Consider the following 16,774-nt stretch of genomic DNA (forward strand, 5'->3'; position numbering starts at 1 on the left):
TTTAGTTTTTAAGTGTTGGTGAAGCATTTTTTGTCAATTCTAAAAATTGCTCTTCCAAACTGTGTTTGCGTTTTACCAAATGACTTAGATTAATATTTTTTTCGCAAAGAAATTTATTTAAAGCGGCGGCTTCTAAGGGACTTTTTAGATATACAAAAACCTTTTCGTCCTCTTGCTTAATACTCTCAATAGCGGGATGTGTGCGTAAAGTTTGGATTAAGTTTTCAGAATCTTCTGCTTGCAGTTCAAAGAAACCTTCATTGGAAGACATGCCATGTACACTTCCGGAATAGAGAACGAGTCCTTTTCTTAACACTAAAACATGTGTACACACTTTTTCGACTTCATCTAATAAATGAGAGGCAAGTAAAATAGTAGTTCCTTGCGATGCAATCTGTTTTATAATATCTCTAATTTGATGAATTCCCTGAGGGTCTAAGCCGTTAGTAGGCTCATCTAAAATCAATATTTCTGGATCATTTAATAGGGCAGAGGCAATCGCTAAACGTTGTTTCATTCCTAAAGAAAAGGTGCTGAATTTACTGTCTTTTCTTTCGTCTAAACCTACAAGTTGTAGTTTTTCCTGAATTTTAGCATAACTGATATCCTTTATTTTACAAACTAGCCTCAGGTTTTCTTGTGCTGTCATATAAGGATAGAAATTAGGCCTTTCGATAATTGCTCCTACTTTTTTCAAAGCATCGTGGGTTTCCATTTTTCCGCCAAACCAGCTGTATTCCCCTGAGGTTTTATTGACCACATTTAAAACAATTCCAAGGGTTGTTGATTTTCCGCTTCCGTTTGGTCCTAGAATACCATAAACGTGACCTTTTTTTATTTCGAAGGAAATATCTTTTAAGGCTTGTACGCTTCCGTAGCGTTTGCTGAGATTTTTAATAGAAAGGATGGTTTCCAAAATGTTCGTTTTTATATTATCTATAGGACGAACAAATTAACGAATTGTTACCGTGATAGCAAAATTAGTTTCTTAACCAATTAATAGGGTTGCTTCTTCTAATTTTTGAGCGGTAATTGGTTTCATGATATAACTTTTTACAATGTCATATTTCTTTACCATTTCAATATCAGAGGGGTCAATGGAAGAGGTGACAATAAAAATGGCGATTTCTTTCTTAATGGGTAATTTTACAAATTCATCAAGGAATTGCCATCCATCTAAAATAGGCATATTTAAATCAAGCAAGATGACGTCAGGTAAACTTGAGGGCTTATCACAGTTTTTAGCCAACTGATTTAATGCAATTTGAGAATTGTGAAAAGATACTATTTCTTCACAAAATTTATTTTTTGAAATCAACATACTCATTAATTTAATCGACAATTTGTCGTCATCGATTATATAGGTTGTTTTATTTTTCATTTATAAAAATTTTAAAAGTAGAGCCACAGTCTAATTTACTTTCTACTTCAATCTTCCCGTCCATGGCCTCTATTTGGTTCTTAGTTATATATAATCCTATTCCTTTTGCATCTTCGTTGCCATGGAACGTTTTGTACATTCCAAATAATTTATGGCCGTTTTTCTTTAAATCTAATCCTAGTCCATTGTCCTTAAAGCTAATAATAGTTTGGGATTCATTAATTTCGTAATTGATTTCAAGAAAAGCTTTCCGTTTTGGCGATTTGTATTTTATAGCATTGGTGAATAAGTTAAGTAAAATGCTATCTAGATAAGCGGGGACTACCTTCACCATTAAATTGTCAGGAATAGTGTCGATAATTGATATTTCACTTTCTTTAATAGCCAATCGCAAGGCCATTTTTGTCTTTTCTATTTCGTCTTTTAAAGAAATCGTGATTTTTTCAACGTTTGTTTTTTGCTGAATAGTTATTATTTCGTTTAAATATTCGATCGTTTCAGAAAGTTTTGCAGTCCCTTCTTTAAATAGATCAAAGTAAGAAAGTTTTTCGTCTATAGTTTTCGAATCCTCAATGATATCGACAACCATTTCTAAATTGCTGGAATGTGATCTAATATTATGGGAAACAATGTGTGCAAAATTATATAATTTACTATTTTGTTGACTTGTTACTTCTAAGAGATTTTTAAGTTCAATCTCTTTTTCTATCCTTTGAGTAACATCCCGTCCTACACCAACAAAGTTTATAAAATTATTTTCGTTATCAAATACGGTTGTGATATTTAATTCAAACCAATATTTTTTTTTCTTTTTATTGTAATTCAGAATCGTAATTTTTATACTTTCTTTATTCTGAATAGCTTTTCGCATTTTGGCAGTGGCTTCAGGATCTGTCTCTGGGCCTTTAGACATATAGCCAGGTCGCTGGTCTAGTACTTCTTCTAAGCTAAAACCTGTCAATTCTAAATAGGCCTTGTTAGCCCAAATTGCTTTTCCCTGTGCATTAGCAATGACAATGGTGTCAGTAGTTTCAGAAGCTGCAAGAGATAGCATGTTTAAATTAGCTTCTACATTTTTGCGGTCACTTATATTTCTAAAAAAACAAACCAGATAGGTGTGATTGTCTACAATAAACTTCTTGCCTGAGGCAACTTCCACTGGAATATTAGATTCTGTCTTTGTTTTTAAGTAGGTTTCATTAACGAAGTGGATATCGTTTTTTAATTGATTTGCAAGAAATCGTCTAATTCCTTTTCTTTTATCAATTGGGAATAGTTCTGAATTATGAAGGCCTAATAATTCAGCAGGGTCATAGCCAGTGAGTTCATATACTCTTGAATTGCAGTCTGTAATTATTCCAGTTGATGAGTCAATAATGATGATGGCATCATTTGCACTAGAAAAGATAGAGGAGAATTTTTCTACGCTTAATTCTAGTTTATGAATCAGGTTTTGTTCTTTTGTAATATCCTGAAAAGTACCTATTAAATGAATTGGTTCGCCGTTTTCGAATTCGACTTGGCAAACACATTCGACATATTTGGGATTGTTTTTGGCTGTTGTAATTTGGAATTTTTCGTCAAATGGAAGCCCTTCTTCAACTGCTTTTTTTATGTTTTTTTCGAATCGAGTTCTTACTTCGCCCTCCGAAAAGAAATTGATTGCATATCCTCTTATTGGTTCAAAATCTTGAGAAACCTCAAGAATGCTTTTTGTGACAGCGTCCCAATAAACGGTATTGGCTTTGATGTCTATTTTCCATATACCGATTTTAGCAGACGCAGCTGCTTTAACATAAATATCATGTTGGTTTATCATAGTAGGTTTAGAGTATCGATTTAGCCTTGGGGGCTTTCAAATGTAGAATAAATATATTCCCTACTGTTTTTTTTAGTAATTAAATTGGTAATATTTTCGGGTTAGACGATTGCTTAAATGGTAAGTAGTTGTAGGTCAGTGATTTTTTTTATTATCGTAGAATGTTTTAAAAAGTACAGGATAAAATTTTTCTTACGCTAGTATGTTGAGACAGTGGATACTAGTTTTAATTTTTAAATACTTGGAAACGGGTCTCTTAGGCTTGTCAAAAGTTAAGAAGTTTGCGTTTTATTATCTTTTACTTATAAATTGATGTAAATTTGCATTAAATACACCCCTAATGAGCGATTCTGAAGTACTGTTTAAAAAACCATCCTATCCTATAAATAATGCCCTTTTTGATTATTTAGGTCGTTTTGATCGAATCTCGAAAGTTCCCGTAGTTTATGATGATTTGTTGCGTTTCTCAGGAGCGATAAACGTTTATGATAAGCAGGAGGTAGATACCTTATGGATAAGGGTTTATTATAATGAATTTGAAAGAATGGAAATTGATCTTACTTTAAAAAAGATTTATTCGCTTTTGCATTCTGATGGTAATTTAGATATTATTAAGTTTTTGAATGTAGATTCAATCGATTATTGCACTTTTGGGAATTCTAAACCTTTTCGAATAAAAGTTAGAAACATATTAAATGATAATTACACTCATTTTTATGTAAAAAAAGCAGATGCTTCGCGTGTATATGGACTAGAGTTAGAGCACATTTTATCTCCTGACAAAATCAATTTCTTAGTATATGAAGATACATTAATTGAAGAACATATTATGGGAATTCCAGGAGATGTATTTATAAAAACACTTTTGGAAGATTGTAGTGAAACCGAAAAAGCACAGATAGCAAAGGAATTTGTAAAGTTTAATGAACGTTGTATGATACGTCTTTTAGGAGATATGAGGGCGTACAACTATGTAATTGTGCCAATTCACGATTTTGATCAGGTAGTCTATAGAATTCGCCCTATTGATTTTGACCAGCAATGTTATGAGGGGAATTTCAAAATTTATAGGCCACAATTCTTTAAAGAGAATTATCCTATGGTAAAATTAGTCAAGGATAAATTGCAGGATAGCTCCATTGAACAATATAAAAATGAAGAACGTGCGGTATTAGCTAAAAGGATCCTTTCGGCAGAAACACGTATTAAACGATTATTGAAGATTATGGGAAATGACCTCATTGCCCCTGATGAACATGTACAGCGACTAAAGAATGATTTGTTTGTATTTACAAATGATTTGAATTTTAAAAATGCTAAAAGGATGGGAAATGTTTTAACAGCCGCCTTCCGATTTGTTACCAGAAACTATAAAAACGCCAATTTATTTAAACCTGGGTTTTAATCTATAATTAAAATTCTTTATTGTTATTATATAATTCTTCAAAGTATGAGAAACCCAATTTCGATTCTGCTATTGTCAATATTGTTATTGTCTTGTAAACAGGATTCAAAATTAATAACATCGCTTTACGCACTACCGAACAAATTAAAAGAAGTTTCAGGAATAGCTTATTCAACTCAATCTAGCTTGCTTTGGGTTCTTGAAGATAGCGGTAATGCAAATGCAATTTATGGGTTAAGCCCAAAGGGGGAATTGGAAAAAAGTATCACAATCCAGAATGCTAAAAATATCGATTGGGAAGACATTACTAGGGATAGCGAAGGGAATTTATACATAGGGGATTTTGGTAACAACGAGAACAACAGGAAAGATTTATGTATTTATAAAATTGCTAAAGATTCTTTACTAAAGAATACGATAAATGCTTCTTATAAAATTTCATTTGAGTATCCTGAACAAAAAAAGTATCCTCCAAAAAAGAAGGATCTTCTATACGATGTAGAATCTTTTTTTGAATTTAAGAATAACTTTTATCTTTTTACGAAAAACAGAAGTACTAAATTTGATGGTACAACCTTCCTCTACAAAATTCCCAATATAGCTGGTTATCATCAGGCAGAATTACTTGGAGAATTTAAGACTGGAGGTAGTTTTGAAAACAATGCCATTACGAGTGCAGCCATAAGTCCAGATGGATCTAGAGTGGTTCTTCTATGTCATAGTAAAGTATGGCTTTTTAAAGATTTCACTACAGATGATTTCTTGTCAGGAAAAGCAAGTGAACTTAAACTTCATCATTTTTCGCAAAAAGAAGCCATTTGCTTTAAAGACAATTCAACATTATTGATTGCTGACGAAAAGACTAAAAAGATAGGTGGTTTTGTTTATGAAACTACCTTAGAAAGACTAGAAGCCCAGCCCTAAACCAAAAGTGATACGTCCTTCATCATCGGCACTTTTAAAATAAGTTAATCTTGTCGTTATGCTATTGAGACCATTAAGCCAGATACCGCCACCCATGGATTGATGCCATTTATTTGAGGTTTCTCCATCTAGCCAAACTCTTCCATAATCAAAACCACCGAAGACTCCATAGGTCATAGGAACGATACTGTTCTTGATTTTTCCAATTGAATATCGAATGTCACTGCTTTGAAAAAAGGATTGGTTTCCTAGAAAACGCTGGTTTCTAAAACCTCTTAAATCATAATCTCCACCTAAAGTTGCACCCTGGTAAAAGTCATAATTATTGTTCAAGATCGCTTTCCCTTTTAATAAGGTAGCTAATACAAGTTTTCCGTTCGAATCAATTTTATGGTTAAAATTAAGTTTAGACTCGATAGCAGGGAAATTACGTTTTGTATCGTTAAGATTTATTTTCCAACTTCCACCTATTGAAAAACCCATTCCCATGGTCGGCAGTGAAGGGTTATCATAGTTTTCATAACTGTATTTTATACTTGCCCCAGCAAATTGTTGACTGTCAAAAACTCTGGGGTGTACACTGTTTGGAATTGCTACAAAACGATTACTAGTGCTTTCTACATCAAAACTTTCAAGAGAAGTCTGAAAAAGAATAGTACTTCCATAAAGTCCTATTTTTTTAATTTGTGGTGCTATTTTGAACATTCTAATGCGAACTCTATTGTAATCCATGCCGTATAACTCTTCTATATTTAGACTGTTGTTTCCGTAACCAAAATAGTTAATGGCAAAATTTGGGCTGGTAATTTGGGATTCTAAATTAAAGTCCCAATTCCCAGCTATTTTAGGAATATGGAGGTTGTATAGTAATTCAAAACCTTCAGTTGCAAAATAATAATTAGCTTTTAGCGTGTGTTTTCTAGTGTATGGATTTTGTTTAAAATGATTGATCGTGTAGTTTGCAATAATACCAAGTTTTATTCCGTCATCAGGGTTAAAACCAATAGTCGGCATACCTGAAAAGGCATTGTATTTTGGTTTTTTATAATCATAAAGATTCGCCTCATAATCATCAGTCAGGAACTTTTTAGTTTTTGAGTCAATGGCAAAGCTGTTTTCCTTTGATTTAAAATCAATGATTTTAGTGTTGTGACCATTTGTAATGGTATAGATATCATGGTTCTGCCCACCAATAAGTCTAATGTTTATACTTGATTTTTTATTGCCTGTAACTTCAAATTCATCATCATCATCTAAGCCATACACCCAGATATTCTTAGTTCTTGAAGCGTTGGATAATTTAGTATACTGTAGTTCATCGCCCTCTTTTTTTATTCGATAAACACTAACTTCAATTTTATTTTTAGCAACATGATGAATTATAAATTTGTCTTTTTTATTGGTGCCAACGATCAAATCCGTTTTTTGTAATACACGGTTGTACTCGCTCGCATATTTTACTAACTGTTCTCTTCTCAATTTTAGTTTCTGCTTTATTTGGTCTATTGTCTCGTCTTGTACTTCTTTAGGTAAGTTGTCAAAAGCGTGGTCTATAGTTTCGTCAGACAGGTTTTCTTGAATGTACTTCGCCTGTGCAACCCAATCTTTTTCTGTAGCAGTTTTTAAAAAAGCAAGGTCTAAGGGATACGGTTCTCTATTGAACCACTTAACATTCTTAATATCATCCTTGAATGTTTGCATATGTCGAAGTGCTGGAATATTCATTAGGATTGAAAGCAAGGCGCCATCATATTTAGAAAAAGCTTGATCTCTATCACGAGGAATAGGTTTATAAATAACTTTATTGCCTTTTTTGTATTCGGCCCAGCGCCATTGATCATAATGTCTGTCCCAGTCACCGATGAGCATATCAAATAAACGCGCTTTTATGTATTCGTTTTCGTCAACGATATATTTTTCATCCTTGTGTAAGTTCTCTAGTAAATCTTCAGTACTAATTATATCTTCGGGTTTTCCAAAGGTCTCTAGGTCTTTTTGACTTTCGGAAGGACGCTCTTCAACTAAATACAATTCATTCCCAAAATCAGCATTAAAAGCTCCTAATGCTTCTTGTTTTGGGATAAAATACAATTGAGGATTTGTATGGAAAACACCAATTCCATCGGCTAAATTACCAACGGCCAAGGGCGTATAAGGATGTGCGGTAGTATAAAAATCATATAGGAAATTTTCAGCATAGGTATTTTTAAATTCATGTTCTACATATTGATCTTTGAAAGCAACACTTTGCAAAAAGCGTCCCACACTTTTCTTTACAGCGCGCATTACATATTCTTTACCGTCCGGGTCAGTAAGTCTCAGTGAAATAGATTGATGTCCGCCGCCAGCTCTTTCAGGTGATAGACCACCATACAGCGTGTCTAGTGTCGCTACTTGTGCTTCTATCAAAGTGCCATAATATTTTCTATAATGGGTCCCAAAAATAAAATTATGAGTAGCACTTTTGTCAATCATTTCAGACGTGTAAATAGATGTCTTTTTTGTGGAAGGAAATTGACTTACATAATCAACTTTAATTTCTTTTTTAGGATAAAGTACTGTTTTTCTGAATAATAATTGAGTTTGATTGTTGTCTCTACCGTAAAATGAAACTATTGTTTTTCCGTTGTTATAGGTTTCTAATGTAGTATAACCATTTTTCCCATAGGAGAAATCATTTGAATTTATTGCTCTTGCTGCCTCAGATTTAGATCCTGCACCGCTTATAATTTGCTTGATATTATCATTGTCAATATATTGTAAATTATGGTCATGACCAGAAACTACAATTACATTGTCTTGGCTCTGTAAAATGGTTTTCATTCGTTTTACATAAGCAGTATATTGTTTATTTTGAATGTCTTGAGGACTAATTCCAGAGGTTTTTCTCAATAAATTAATAAAGGAACCTATAACTGGTAAAGGGATTTTTTGTTCTAATGGGAAAATCTGTTTTTTTAAAGAAAATTGCCCACCATGACTGCCATTGGTCATCAATGGATGATGCAGTGCCATAATGACTGTTTTATCTTTGTTTTTATTTAAGATACTTTCTAATTCTTCAAAAAAAGCTTCTCTACTTTTAATCGAACAATCATCATTTAGTGTTGGAGTTTTATCCCAGTCTTCAAGAAACCATTGACTGTCAATCGTAAAAAGAATTAGGTTGTCATTTATTTTCGTATCATCAATAGGGCAGCCTTTTCTGGGTGAGAATGATTTTTTATCATCAAAGTAATTCGTAACTATTTCTTCTTGTCTTTCTAATCCTTTTATTCCGTTATACCAGTCGTGATTTCCGGGGATAAAAATAGTTTTACCCTTGAAATTTTTTGAAATTTTTAATTGGTTTTGTAGCTTATTGTGAGCGATTTCATAGTCGATTTTATCTTCTTTTGGAGGCATTCCTTTTGGATAAATATTATCTCCTAGGAATAGAAGTGTACTCTGTTTATTAGCTAGAACAAGCTTTTCATGAAGAGAGTTTAACACGTTTTTCGCATTTTCCTTGTCAGCGTTCCCCGCATCACCAATTAAAAAGAAAGTATGGGCAATTTTTGAAGTGTCGGTTGCGTTATCAGCCACAGGATTTTCAATCTTATTTCCAAATTGTGGATGATGTGTCGCACAAGACTGTAATAATATTAAAAATAAAGCTAGAGAATGATATATTTTATTTTTGTAGAAACGATTATCCGAAAACAATTTCATAATTTAGTAGTATAAAAATTTACATATGAATCTTATAGAAGAAGCCGAAAATTTTGTTTGTAAATTACTCAAAGATAAACTTTCTGTTTTATATTTCTATCATGATTGCAACCATACTTTAGAAGTAGTAACTGCAGTTCAAGAACTTTCTAAAGAGGAGAAATTAAGCCCGCTGGAAAGTGAAATATTACTTGTAGCAGCATGGTTTCACGATACTGGATATATATACGGATGCGAAAATCATGAAAATCATAGCATAGATATTGTTTCTGATTTTTTAAAGGAAAAAGATAAATCAGAAGAATATATACAACAAGTTTCTAGTATTATAAAAGCAACTATTTTCGATTATATTCCTCAATCTCTTCTTGAAAAAATAATTAAGGATGCTGATTTTTTTCATTTCACAAAGGAAGATTATCCAATAAAATGCAATCTACTAAGAAGGGAATGGGAAAGTACAAATAGAGTAAAATATACTGATTTAGAATGGGCTCAAGAAAACTTGAGAATGTTATCTCAGCGTCATGTATATTATACTGAATATGCCATTGAAAATTGGCAGACTCTAAAAGAAAAAAATATTAAAGTAATTGAACAAGAAATACAAAATATGCAAAACGATAGTAGCGATTTACTGGAAGTAACTAAAATTAAAAAAAAGAAAACTAAAAAGGAAGATAAGAAAGTAAAACCAGATCGTGGAGTTGATACTTTGTTCAGAATAACACTAAGTAATCACACTCGTTTAAGCGGAATCGCAGATAGTAAGGCCAATATATTACTATCTGTAAACGCTATTATTATCTCGATTGCATTATCTTCTTTAATTCCAAAATTAGACAATGCTAATAATGCTCATTTGATAGTTCCAACTTTTATAATGTTGATGTTTAGTGTGGTATCGATAATTTTCGCTATACTTTCAACGCGTCCCAAAGTTACAACTGGAACTTTTACAAGACAAGATATAGAAGATAAAAAAGTGAATTTACTGTTTTTTGGAAATTTTTATAAAATGCCTTTAGTCGAATACGAATGGGCAGTAAATGAGATGATGAAAGACAATGCATATTTATACAACTCTATGATTAAAGACTTGTATTTTCTAGGTGTTGTTCTCGAAAAAAAATATAGATTATTAAGGATTACCTATAATATTTTTATGATTGGAATAATAATTTCAGTTATCGCTTTTGTAATAGCATTTAATTCCGTGAGGCTTTAATTCAATTCATCAAGCAATTCCTGATACGTATATCTCTTGTCAGGGGAGTTTTGGTCAACAGTATTTGAAACTTTTACTCTTAGTGCTTTAAGCCCCGAAACACCTTGTAATTCTTCGACGTCAAATTGCTCTATTGTTGGTTCAAGGATTCCTTTAAATTGTAAGAACTTGATATATTTCAAGTATTCAGTTTCCTCATAATTATGGGAGTACACGATCGTGATTTTCTCTTTTTGGGTAATTCTTTCGGTTGTTCCTTTGATGTTGGATTTATCAATACGTTTTTTTACCACTTCATAACGGGCATTATAGGTTCCGTCAACATCAAAACGTTTTTCATCCATTCTGAAACGAATAGAAATAGGAGAACTAAACACTAAAATCAAAGAAGTTACATCTAGTTCATAAGGCAATGCTGATTTAAGCTGATGATGTTCTAACTCCATTTTGCACAGAGTTTGGAATTGCCATAATCTTAAATTATTCAGATACATTAAATCAAAGGGTTTTGAAGGAGCAATCGAGGCGCCAATATAGAGATTGTGCTCGACTCCATCGGTTTTAAACCTTTCGAAATAATGAGGAAATATACTTTGTGCTTCCAGCTGTTCTTTGTCTAGAACCGTAGCCATTTTTTTATTGATGATTGACATTGCGTCATCAAATTTTTTACGTGCTTGATAAAACAAACCTGTTTTTGGATCTAAGTCTTCAAAATAGCTATTTATTAATAACTGACATTCGCCCTCAATTTTTGAATTAGATAAAATGGGGTGTATTTCTTTTTGAATGTAGTTTTGAATCTGTTGCTCTGTATCTGCTTTTAATTCTAATTGCAATTCTTTAGCGTACGATTGCATTTCAAATTTTCGTTGCTCCAGTAGAGGAAGTGCACTATTTGCTTCTAAATTTTCAAAAATGGCAGATAATACATTCAGTTGATTTTTTAAATCTTCTTTTACAGTTGCGTTTCGGTGTTCAGAGGAGCCTTTAATGTCAATCTGACCATACAGTGGATACACTTCTTTGAAAACAATTTCTTTAAATATATAATCCTTATTAGAGGTGTTTGTTTGAAAATATTTTTGTGCCTCATTTCTAAATTTCCAGTAAACACTAGAGTGTATTGCAGTATATTCGCGTTGAATGATGGCTTCTAACTGGTTCTCTAAATCGATGCTGTATCGTTCCAAAGTATCTACGATATAAGGCAGTATTAGATCCAGATTGCTAGCATTAATACTATTTAGTTGTCGTGGTTTGGATGAAACGAGTTCCATGATCCCTAGCAATTTATTATCTTTTATCACCGGTGCCAGAATACAGCTTTTTATGTCCTGAGCTAGTAAATGTTTAGCAAACTTTTCATTACCGGGGATAGTAGAGAAATGCTCCACATTTGAAATTGAAAATGGTTTTTTATCTTCTAGAAGTGTGCTGAATGAGCATCCGAGAAAAGCTTTTTCGCAAGGAATTTCATTTTCATCTAGTAGAATGAAGCTTTCTAGTTCCCCGTTTTTAAAGGGAGGTTTTATAAACTTGCCTTCTTCTTCATTATATATAAGGAGGCCCATTCTTAAATCAGGAACTTTAAATATTGATTTAAAAATAGTATCTGAATTCTTATTAATATCATTTTGCCCTTTTTCAGATTTTAAAAGATTACTTTTTAAATTAGATATAGCACTTTCCTTAGTAGCGTCATAAAGCGTGACTATTCCAAAACCTTTTAGAATCCAACTTTCTGAAGGGAATTTCTGTTTCCATAAACCGATAGTACTATAATTGTCCATCAATTCATCAATATCTTCAGATGATAATGGAATTGCTTTTTCTGTGGGGTATATCTCTATGAAATCAGCATTGTAGAGAATGCGGTAATGATTTAGAATTCCGTTTGAATTTGGGATGTCGTAGAATAGAGGCTTGTTGTGATCAAATTGCTGACCATAATAGGAGTTTAATATGAGGATACAACTTAGTATATAAAATTGATCATCGTTATAATCTCTAATGGTAAGATCAAATTCTCCTGCGTCATTTAATATTTTTTTGAATCTTTCAGAATAATTAAAAGTCAAATTTTGAAACGGAATAGTAACCGCTTTAATCTCATTATTTGTTAATGGAGTAGGGAAGAGATCAGTTAGTAAATATTTTATAATTGTTTTGTTCTTTTCAATTATAGACAAGTCGACAATACCAGTTCTAAATTCAGGTATTGGTTCAATTTCTTTTAACACCGCCTTTGCATAATTAGAACGATAATCAATATCTGACAATGCTATTTCTTCCAATGATTCGATTAGTTTATGAAAGGAAATCAGCGTTTTAAAAGGGCTGTCGTTAAATAGTAAGGTGTTCATTATGAAGTGGATTTAAAAAGGCAAAATTACTAGTAAATGAGCTTTTTTACCTCTGTAAATTTATAAAAAAAAACTCCAACCACTAGAGTAATTGAAGGTTTTATATTTTAAGGTTTAGAACAAGCTTTACTAAATGGCCTAAATAAACTGGAGTTTTCTGCATTGCTAACTAAGACTATAAAGTCTACAGCTTATTTTACTTTGAACTTGAGCGTTGGTTCATTAGTAAGGAACATTAGTAAAATCGGGAAATAAAGATTTCATATTTTGATCTCTTTTTTTCGTTTTAGATTTTGCTTCATAAGTAAAATACAGTGGGTCAGTAATAATATTAGCATCTTTTGTGATTTTTAGAGGGTTAAAGAAATAGTATTTAATCAAAATATTAAGGCTTCTAAATATGCTGAAGACTTTTCTTTACATAAAAATTTTTTAGAGTATTATTTATATCTTTTAATTCAGGTGTTAGAAACGTTTTTTTTCCGCTTTCATCATTTGTTAGTTCTAATTGACATACAGTACATTTATATTCCTTCAAATGATTAGTAATTTCACGCGTAGTAATTATTTTATGGCCAAAAAGTAAACAATATAATTTTTTACTTAAAAAATTTTCTTTGATTTCGACTGTACTCATACTAGTGGCGTTTAGATAGATTTGGGCTTATAAAACTATTAAAAAATCGATTAAAGAAACAATTTAATCGATTAAATACATGTTTTATGAAAATAAGTAAAAAATATCTTATAAATATTAAAATATTTATGTGCTAATAATAAAGTTGCGAATTAGTTGGTTACTAGAGTGTTAAGAAAAAACCTCAATTACTTAGTAGTAATTGAGGTTTTTTTAAATTTACAGAAGTAAAAAAAGCTTTACGATTTTTCTTCTTTATTGAAATAAACTAAATAGTAATACATCTGTTTTTCTTCGTCCCAACCTTTTTCAACATATTTCTCTGCACTTTCTGGATTGATGAAATCCATTTTGATTTGAATGTGTGTATCTAAGTTGATTACATTTTTTATTGATTTGCGAGCATCCGTAACTGCAGCATTAGCAATAGGGAATGAGGTTACATCTTCAATGCTATATTTTTCCCCTTTGTCAACCTTGTAATTTTTAAATTCCGGAATTAGGTCTGGATTGTCCAAAACTTCATTCAAAAAGTTAGTCTCTTCAAATTGATCATTTTTTGCAAAATAATTTACAGAACGGTTCATGAACATCACTTCTTCTTTTTTGTCTTCAGCAGGAAAAACAACATCTTTTGCAAAGTTTTGACAGAACTTCAAGTATTTTTTAGTGATAAAGTTTTCATCTTCAAAAGCATCAACAGATAAGAAATGCTCTAACCAGTATCTCGCATCATAACGGTTGCTGTCCACAGTCAATATTTTGTATCCTTCTTCTTTTTTATGATTAAAAATGATACATCCTTTATCTAATTTGCTTAAGTTAATCCCTTGTTGCAGGATCATCTCTAAATGTGTTCCTTTTTCTTCAAATTGTAAAAAGTCAGCTTGCAACTCACTTTTAAATATACCTATGGCATCAACGACATTGTTATCAATATTAACGTTTGTTAGATATGTAACATATACCTCTCCATTCTTAATATGAGGATGGTTCGATTGTTCGAATAAATGATTAGTGATATTCTTTGAATTTTCATGTAAACTAGCCGGATTTTCAAAAATGGCTGAAGCAAATTTATACATGTCGTTATAATCTAAATCAACTTCATGCGCAAACTGAAAATAGTTTTCTTCTTTTTCTCTAAAAGGTTTCAAGAAAAACTCTTTTATAAGGGGCACAATCTCATCTTGAAGACTAAAAGGTTGCTCTGATAAGAAGATAGCTTCGTTACGACTTTTGTTTCCTACTCTATGAATAGAAAGTGTCTCGATGTGAGTGTTGAATAAGTTAATCATTTTGTGTGTTTTATTTTTTAGATGAAAAAGCCAAGATTATAGACAATAGAGAAGTCTTTAATCTTGGCTCTTGATTCTTATTTTTTACTATTCTAATTCCAGTTTTCGTCAGATCCAAAATCTTCAAAACTGTCGTCTCCGCCAAACATGTCCAAATCATCTTCATCTAATCCGTCTTCATAATCATTGGCATAATCATCAGCATTGTCTGCTTCAAAGCTTTTTTCCATTGCCTCATCAGGCATTTCACCATGAGAAAATAAAGTTTCGGGATATAAATTTCCTGCTTCTTGCTCTTCAACTGCAGCTAATTCAACTAAGAATGTCCACATATTAATAAAATCATATACATAAATGATTTTTGTATTTTCAGCATCTAATAGATCTGATAATTGGTAAGAGCTCATTGTTTTTTGCTCTCCAACAACATCGCCTGTGTCAAAAAGCGAAATTTCATCTTCTTGGTTCCAAGTCTCATCACAAGTATAGAACGAAGCCACTTCCATACCGTCAAAACCAAAGGAATTGAAGATGGCGTTGTGTAAATCTTCTAGAGTATCATCAGCAAGTATTGCTATGTCTCTAAATATATCTTCCTCTGCGTCTAATATTACCCTGAATTTGTAAACCATAATCTTTGTTTTTATTGAATGGTCAAAGGTAAAATTTAATTTTAGATTTAAGTTTTCAGAAAGAGGATTTGTTGATAAGATTTCTATAATGGTATAATTGCTAAGCCTGCAGCTTTTTAGTAATGCGTTTTCTAAAAGTATGATACTTTTTATGGTATTTGTTGTTACTAGGATAGCTGCGATTTTCAGTCAGATTGTTGACTATTAAGGCAACGAACAAAAGAATAAGTACTCCAGTAAGTATTGGACTCAATACATACCAGTAGCCTAGATCTTTTATTTTATCAGAGCTAATTACGGCTATCAATGCAGTAGCGCCTCCAGGCGGATGTAACGTTCTGGTTATTTGCATTAGTATAATCGAAAGAGAAACAGCTAGAGCCGATGTCAACCAAATAATATCAGGTAATAAAAGTTGTACTGTAACACCAACAATTGCTGATAGAAGATGACCTCCAACGAGGTTTTTTGGTTGGGAAAACGGACTTTGAATAATACCGTAAATGAGCACGCTCGAGGCACCAAAAGAACCAATCAGAAAAACAGCATCAGATCCTGCGAAATTATGAGAGTTAAAATAAGCAATACTTCCAATACCTATAAACGAACCGACAAAAGCCCAGAAGTGTTCTTTAAAATCAATTAATGTTTCCTTATAAAGGATGTATCTTGTTTTGCGATATCCTTTTTTAATTTTCTTTATTGGCATGAGTTTTTATTTTGAGAGACTGGCAGAATATGAGTATACCGAATAAGGGTAAATCATCTTTGCTGTATTTTTCTTAAGCGAGCTAAGACATCTTTATTAATTCGAGCTGTATTATTTATCTGAAGATTTATTATAAACCTTAGTTTTTTAAAAGGCTTTTTTTAAGTGCAGCAAACTTAAAGAATTAAAAAAAGACAATACCTTAATATGAATCCATAACCGGATTTTTTATGAAAGGTTTATGACTACTATGATTTTAGAAATACAATTCGTTTATATTTCGTAAAATTCTAATGGAAGTCCATCTGGATCTGCAATAAAGAAAAAACGCTTGGCTGAAAATTCATCTATTCTGATTGTTTCTGAAGAGATGTTATTTTGGACTAAAAAATCACGCGTCTGCTCAATATCATTTACTTCAAAAGCCAAATGACGTAATCCGCAAGCTTCAGGACGGGACAATCTTTCAGACGGATTAGGGAACGAAAAAAGTTCCACAATATATTCGCCATTCAAGGCTAAATCGAGTTTGTAGGAATCCCGTTCTTCTCTATAAATTTCTTGAAGTATTGTAAGTCCTAAAATTTCGGTGTAAAATTGTTTTGATTTTTGATAATCGGAACAAATAATTGCGATGTGATGTACTTTGTTAAGTTCTAGCATT

The 16,774-nt window shown here is 32.0% G+C and carries 13 protein-coding genes; 3 read left to right on the forward strand and 10 right to left on the reverse strand.

Annotation, left to right across the window (positions count from 1 at the left end; genetic code table 11):
- Position 1: 1 nt before the first annotated feature.
- The 3 genes from AAC069_RS17070 to AAC069_RS17080 form a co-directional block, all read right to left on the reverse strand.
- Positions 2-916, reverse strand: a complete 915-nt coding sequence (locus AAC069_RS17070) for an ATP-binding cassette domain-containing protein (protein ID WP_339921642.1) — start codon at positions 914-916, stop codon at positions 2-4.
- Positions 917-988: 72 nt separating this feature from the next.
- Positions 989-1,381, reverse strand: coding sequence for a response regulator (locus tag AAC069_RS17075; protein ID WP_339921643.1), 393 nt, complete (start codon positions 1,379-1,381; stop codon positions 989-991).
- Positions 1,371-3,200, reverse strand: a complete 1,830-nt coding sequence (locus AAC069_RS17080; RefSeq protein ID WP_339921644.1) for a PAS domain-containing protein — start codon at positions 3,198-3,200, stop codon at positions 1,371-1,373. The genes AAC069_RS17075 and AAC069_RS17080 overlap by 11 nt, the downstream gene beginning before the upstream one ends.
- 340 nt (positions 3,201-3,540) lie before the next feature.
- On the opposite strand from AAC069_RS17080, the gene AAC069_RS17085 reads away from it, so the two are divergent.
- Together AAC069_RS17085 and AAC069_RS17090 are read left to right on the forward strand one after the other, a co-directional pair.
- The gene (locus AAC069_RS17085; RefSeq protein WP_091087619.1) at positions 3,541-4,605 is read left to right on the forward strand and encodes a hypothetical protein; all 1,065 of its coding nucleotides are present in this window, start codon (positions 3,541-3,543) and stop codon (positions 4,603-4,605) included.
- A gap of 45 nt (positions 4,606-4,650) precedes the next feature.
- Positions 4,651-5,529, forward strand: coding sequence for a hypothetical protein (locus tag AAC069_RS17090; RefSeq protein ID WP_339921645.1), 879 nt, complete (start codon positions 4,651-4,653; stop codon positions 5,527-5,529).
- Here the strand turns inward: AAC069_RS17090 and AAC069_RS17095 are convergent.
- Positions 5,512-9,240 (reverse strand): metallophosphoesterase, encoded by a 3,729-nt coding sequence (locus AAC069_RS17095; RefSeq protein ID WP_339921646.1) that lies wholly within the window; start codon positions 9,238-9,240, stop codon positions 5,512-5,514. The genes AAC069_RS17090 and AAC069_RS17095 overlap by 18 nt on opposite strands.
- A 25-nt stretch (positions 9,241-9,265) precedes the next feature.
- Here AAC069_RS17095 and AAC069_RS17100 point away from each other — a divergent pair, with 25 nt between their 5' ends.
- On the forward strand, positions 9,266-10,468 hold the full coding sequence (locus AAC069_RS17100) for a Pycsar system effector family protein (RefSeq protein WP_339921647.1): 1,203 nt from the start codon (positions 9,266-9,268) through the stop codon (positions 10,466-10,468).
- Here AAC069_RS17100 and AAC069_RS17105 read toward each other — a convergent pair.
- The 6 genes from AAC069_RS17105 to AAC069_RS17130 all read right to left on the reverse strand — a co-directional run bounded on the left by AAC069_RS17105 (position 10,465) and on the right by AAC069_RS17130 (position 16,773).
- Entirely contained in the window at positions 10,465-12,834 is a 2,370-nt protein-coding gene (locus tag AAC069_RS17105) for a GAF domain-containing protein (RefSeq protein ID WP_339921648.1), read from the reverse strand. The genes AAC069_RS17100 and AAC069_RS17105 overlap by 4 nt on opposite strands.
- Before the next feature lie 394 nt (positions 12,835-13,228).
- Positions 13,229-13,471, reverse strand: coding sequence for a hypothetical protein (locus tag AAC069_RS17110; protein WP_339921649.1), 243 nt, complete (start codon positions 13,469-13,471; stop codon positions 13,229-13,231).
- A gap of 239 nt (positions 13,472-13,710) precedes the next feature.
- Positions 13,711-14,769: a nucleoid-associated protein gene (locus AAC069_RS17115; protein ID WP_091087598.1), complete on the reverse strand. Its 1,059-nt coding sequence runs from the start codon at positions 14,767-14,769 to the stop codon at positions 13,711-13,713.
- Positions 14,770-14,861: 92 nt separating this feature from the next.
- Entirely contained in the window at positions 14,862-15,401 is a 540-nt protein-coding gene (locus AAC069_RS17120; protein WP_339921650.1) for a hypothetical protein, read from the reverse strand.
- A gap of 100 nt (positions 15,402-15,501) precedes the next feature.
- Entirely contained in the window at positions 15,502-16,110 is a 609-nt protein-coding gene (locus AAC069_RS17125) for an HPP family protein (protein ID WP_339921651.1), read from the reverse strand.
- Between the two features lie 273 nt (positions 16,111-16,383).
- Positions 16,384-16,773: a VOC family protein gene (locus tag AAC069_RS17130; RefSeq protein WP_339921652.1), complete on the reverse strand. Its 390-nt coding sequence runs from the start codon at positions 16,771-16,773 to the stop codon at positions 16,384-16,386.
- Position 16,774: the final 1 nt, after the last annotated feature.

This window comes from uncultured Flavobacterium sp. (assembly GCF_963974175.1).
Taxonomy (GTDB): Bacteria; Bacteroidota; Bacteroidia; order Flavobacteriales; family Flavobacteriaceae; genus Flavobacterium.

Bases quoted from the DNA above. Each gene is read 5' to 3' on its own strand.
- AAC069_RS17075 (WP_339921643.1), bottom strand. From the start codon at position 1,381: ATGAAAAATAAAACAACCTATATAATCGATGACGACAAATTGTCGATT.
- AAC069_RS17080 (WP_339921644.1), bottom strand. From the start codon at position 3,200: ATGATAAACCAACATGATATTTATGTTAAAGCAGCTGCGTCTGCTAAA.
- AAC069_RS17085 (WP_091087619.1), top strand. From the start codon at position 3,541: ATGAGCGATTCTGAAGTACTGTTTAAAAAACCATCCTATCCTATAAAT.
- AAC069_RS17090 (WP_339921645.1), top strand. From the start codon at position 4,651: ATGAGAAACCCAATTTCGATTCTGCTATTGTCAATATTGTTATTGTCT.
- AAC069_RS17095 (WP_339921646.1), bottom strand. From the start codon at position 9,240: ATGAAATTGTTTTCGGATAATCGTTTCTACAAAAATAAAATATATCAT.
- AAC069_RS17100 (WP_339921647.1), top strand. From the start codon at position 9,266: ATGAATCTTATAGAAGAAGCCGAAAATTTTGTTTGTAAATTACTCAAA.
- AAC069_RS17105 (WP_339921648.1), bottom strand. From the start codon at position 12,834: ATGAACACCTTACTATTTAACGACAGCCCTTTTAAAACGCTGATTTCC.
- AAC069_RS17110 (WP_339921649.1), bottom strand. From the start codon at position 13,471: ATGAGTACAGTCGAAATCAAAGAAAATTTTTTAAGTAAAAAATTATAT.
- AAC069_RS17115 (WP_091087598.1), bottom strand. From the start codon at position 14,769: ATGATTAACTTATTCAACACTCACATCGAGACACTTTCTATTCATAGA.
- AAC069_RS17120 (WP_339921650.1), bottom strand. From the start codon at position 15,401: ATGGTTTACAAATTCAGGGTAATATTAGACGCAGAGGAAGATATATTT.
- AAC069_RS17125 (WP_339921651.1), bottom strand. From the start codon at position 16,110: ATGCCAATAAAGAAAATTAAAAAAGGATATCGCAAAACAAGATACATC.
- AAC069_RS17130 (WP_339921652.1), bottom strand. From the start codon at position 16,773: ATGCTAGAACTTAACAAAGTACATCACATCGCAATTATTTGTTCCGAT.